The sequence below is a fragment of the Gilliamella sp. B2889 genome (genome assembly GCF_026536885.1).
Lineage (GTDB): Bacteria > Pseudomonadota > Gammaproteobacteria > Enterobacterales > Orbaceae > Gilliamella > Gilliamella apicola_E.
In genome coordinates, this window is record NZ_JAFNNF010000010.1 from 1 (window position 1) to 3,358 (window position 3,358).

General features: G+C 48.4%; 2 rRNA genes. Both read right to left on the minus strand.

Going from position 1 to position 3,358, the window contains the following annotated elements:
• Nucleotides 1-6: 6 nt before the first annotated feature.
• Nucleotides 7-122: ribosomal RNA gene (gene rrf, locus J3U09_RS10880) — 5S ribosomal RNA — on the minus strand.
• Between the two features lie 150 nt (nt 123-272).
• Nucleotides 273-3,171, minus strand: a 23S ribosomal RNA gene (locus tag J3U09_RS10885).
• Between the last annotated feature and the right edge of the window lie 187 nt (nt 3,172-3,358).

The following is a 3,358-nucleotide window of genomic DNA, read 5'->3' on the forward strand; positions in this document are numbered from 1 at the left end:
TTAAAAGTCTGGCGGCACCCTACTCTCACATGGGTAATACCCACACTACCATCGGCACTACGGCGTTTCACTTCTGAGTTCGGCATGGGGTCAGGTGGGACCACCGCGCTATTACCGCCAGACATATTCTGTCTTCTCTTTTTCAATTGATGTATATTATCTCATCTTTATATCAATCGCTCAATCCGGAACAAACTGTTTTATTAATCTTTAACCATCTTTCGATGATTTCTTACTCTCAACTTGCGTAACCCAAAACAACTCCGAGTTGTAAGGTTAAGACTCTCGGTTCATTAGTATCAGTTAGCTCAATGTATCACTACACTTACACACCTGACCTATCTACGTCTTAGTCTCAAACGGACCTTACTGAATCTCTTCAGGGAAAACTCATCTCGAGGCTAGTTTCGTGCTTAGATGCTTTCAGCACTTATCTATTCCGCACGTAGCTACCGGGCAATGCAATTGGCATCACAACCCGAACACCAGCGGTGCGTTCACTTCGGTCCTCTCGTACTAGAAGCAAACCCTCTCAATTTTCCTACGCCCATGGCAGATAGGGACCGAACTGTCTCACGACGTTCTAAACCCAGCTCGCGTACCACTTTAAACGGCGAACAGCCGTACCCTTGGGACCTACTTCAGCCCCAGGATGTGATGAGCCGACATCGAGGTGCCAAACACCGCCGTCGATATGAACTCTTGGGCGGTATCAGCCTGTTATCCCCGGAGTACCTTTTATCCGTTGAGCGATGGCCCTTCCATTCAGAACCACCGGATCACTATGACCTACTTTCGTACCTGCTCGAGCCGTCACTCTCGCAGTCAAGCTAGCTTTTGCCATTGCACTAACCTCCTGATGTCCGACCAGGATTAGCTAACCTTCGTGCTCCTCCGTTACTCTTTGGGAGGAGACCGCCCCAGTCAAACTACCCACCAGACAGTGTCCCTTACCTCGATTCAGAAGTATAGGTTAGAACATCAAACATTAAAGGGTGGTATTTCAAGGATGACTCCATGCATACTGGCGTACACACTTCATAGTCTCCCACCTATCCTACACATTAAGGCTCAATGTTCACTGTCAAGCTATAGTAAAGGTTCACGGGGTCTTTCCGTCTTGCCACGGGTACACCGCATCTTCACGGCAATTTCAATTTCACTGAGTCTCGGGTGGAGACAGCCTGGCCATCATTACGCCATTCGTGCAGGTCGGAACTTACCCGACAAGGAATTTCGCTACCTTAGGACCGTTATAGTTACGGCCGCCGTTTACTGGGGCTTCGATCAAGAGCTTCTGCTTACGCATAACCCCATCAATTAACCTTCCAGCACCGGGCAGGCGTCACACCGTATACGTCCACTTTCGTGTTTGCACAGTGCTGTGTTTTTATTAAACAGTTGCAGCCAGCTGGTATCTTCGACTGATTTCACCTCCATCCGCATGGGACTTCAATTAACATCAGCGTGCCTTCTCCCGAAGTTACGGCACCATTTTGCCTAGTTCCTTCACCCGAGTTCTCTCAAGCGCCTGAGTATTCTCTACCTGACCACCTGTGTCGGTTTCGGGTACGATTAACTATAACCTGAAGCTTAGAGGATTTTCCTGGAAGCAGGGCATCAATTACTTCACTACCTTAGTAGCTCGTCATCACGCCTCAGGGTCTCAGTGACCGGATTTGCCTAATCACACCCCTACACGCTTAACCCACCATCCAATAGGTGGTAAACCTAGCCTTCTTCGTCCCCCCATCGCAGTTATAGCCAGTACGGGAATATTAACCCGTTTCCCATCAGATACGCCCTTCGGCCTCTCCTTAGGGGTCGACTCACCCTGCCCCGATTAACGTTGGACAGGAACCCTTGGTCTTCCGGCGAGCGGGCTTTTCACCCGCTTTATCGTTACTTATGTCAGCATTCGCACTTCTGATACCTCCAGCATGCCTCACAACACACCTTCTACGGCTTACAGAACGCTCCCCTACCCAATACACTTACGTGCACTGCCGCAGCTTCGGTGCATAGTTTTAGCCCCGTTACATCTTCCGCGCAGGCCGACTCGACTAGTGAGCTATTACGCTTTCTTTAAATGATGGCTGCTTCTAAGCCAACATCCTAGCTGTCTAAGCCTTCCCACTTCGTTTCCCACTTAACTATGACTTTGGGACCTTAGCTGGCGGTCTGGGTTGTTTCCCTCTTCACGACGAACGTTAGCACCCGCCGTGTGTCTCCCATGATTAAACTTGTCAGTATTCGGAGTTTGCATCGGGTTGGTAAGCCGGGATGGCCCCCTAGCCGAAACAGTGCTCTACCCCCAACAGTTATACATGAGGCGCTACCTAAATAGCTTTCGGGGAGAACCAGCTATCTCCCGGTTTGATTGGCCTTTCACCCCCAGCCACAGGTCATCCGCTAATTTTTCAACATTAGTCGGTTCGGTCCTCCAGTTAGTGTTAACCAACCTTCAACCTGCCCATGGCTAGATCACCGGGTTTCGGGTCTATACCCTGCAACTTAACGCACAGTTAATACTCGGTTTCCCTTCGGCTCCCCTATTCGGTTAACCTTGCTACAGAATATAAGTCGCTGACCCATTATACAAAAGGTACGCAGTCACACATACCCAACGGTATATGCTCCCACTGATTGTACGTACACGGTTTCAGGGTCTATTTCACTCCCCTCCCGGGGTTCTTTTCGCCTTTCCCTCACGGTACTGGTTCACTATCGGTCAATCAGGAGTATTTAGCCTTGGAGGATGGTCCCCCCATCTTCAGACAGGATATCACGTGTCCCGCCCTACTCTATAAGCTTCCACATAATGCATTTTCATGTACGGGACTTTCACCCTCTATCGTGCGACTTTCCAGACGCTTCCACTAATACATTATGCTACCCGCTTGGGCTACTCCCATTTCGCTCGCCGCTACTTTGGGAATCTCGGTTGATTTCTTTTCCTCGGGGTACTTAGATGTTTCAGTTCTCCCGGTTCGCCTCATCTGACTATGTATTCATCAGATGATAGTGCAGTCACCTGCACTGGGTTTCCCCATTCGGACATCAACGGCTATAGCGCCTTTTATCGGCTCACCGTCGCTTTTCGCAGATTAACACGTCCTTCATCGCCTCTGATTGCCTAGGCATCCACCGTGTACGCTTAATTTCTTAACCTTACAACTCACAGTTGTCTTGGTTTTAATTACGCTTTTTTCTCTTTTCTACTTCTTCACATTCATACTTTCATATCAATGCCTTCAGTAAAAACGAGAACTCGTTTCTTTCAGCTTGTTCCTAATTGTTAAAGAGCTTTATCTTTCTATTCATTCGAATATCAAATAAATACAAAAATAATTTTATG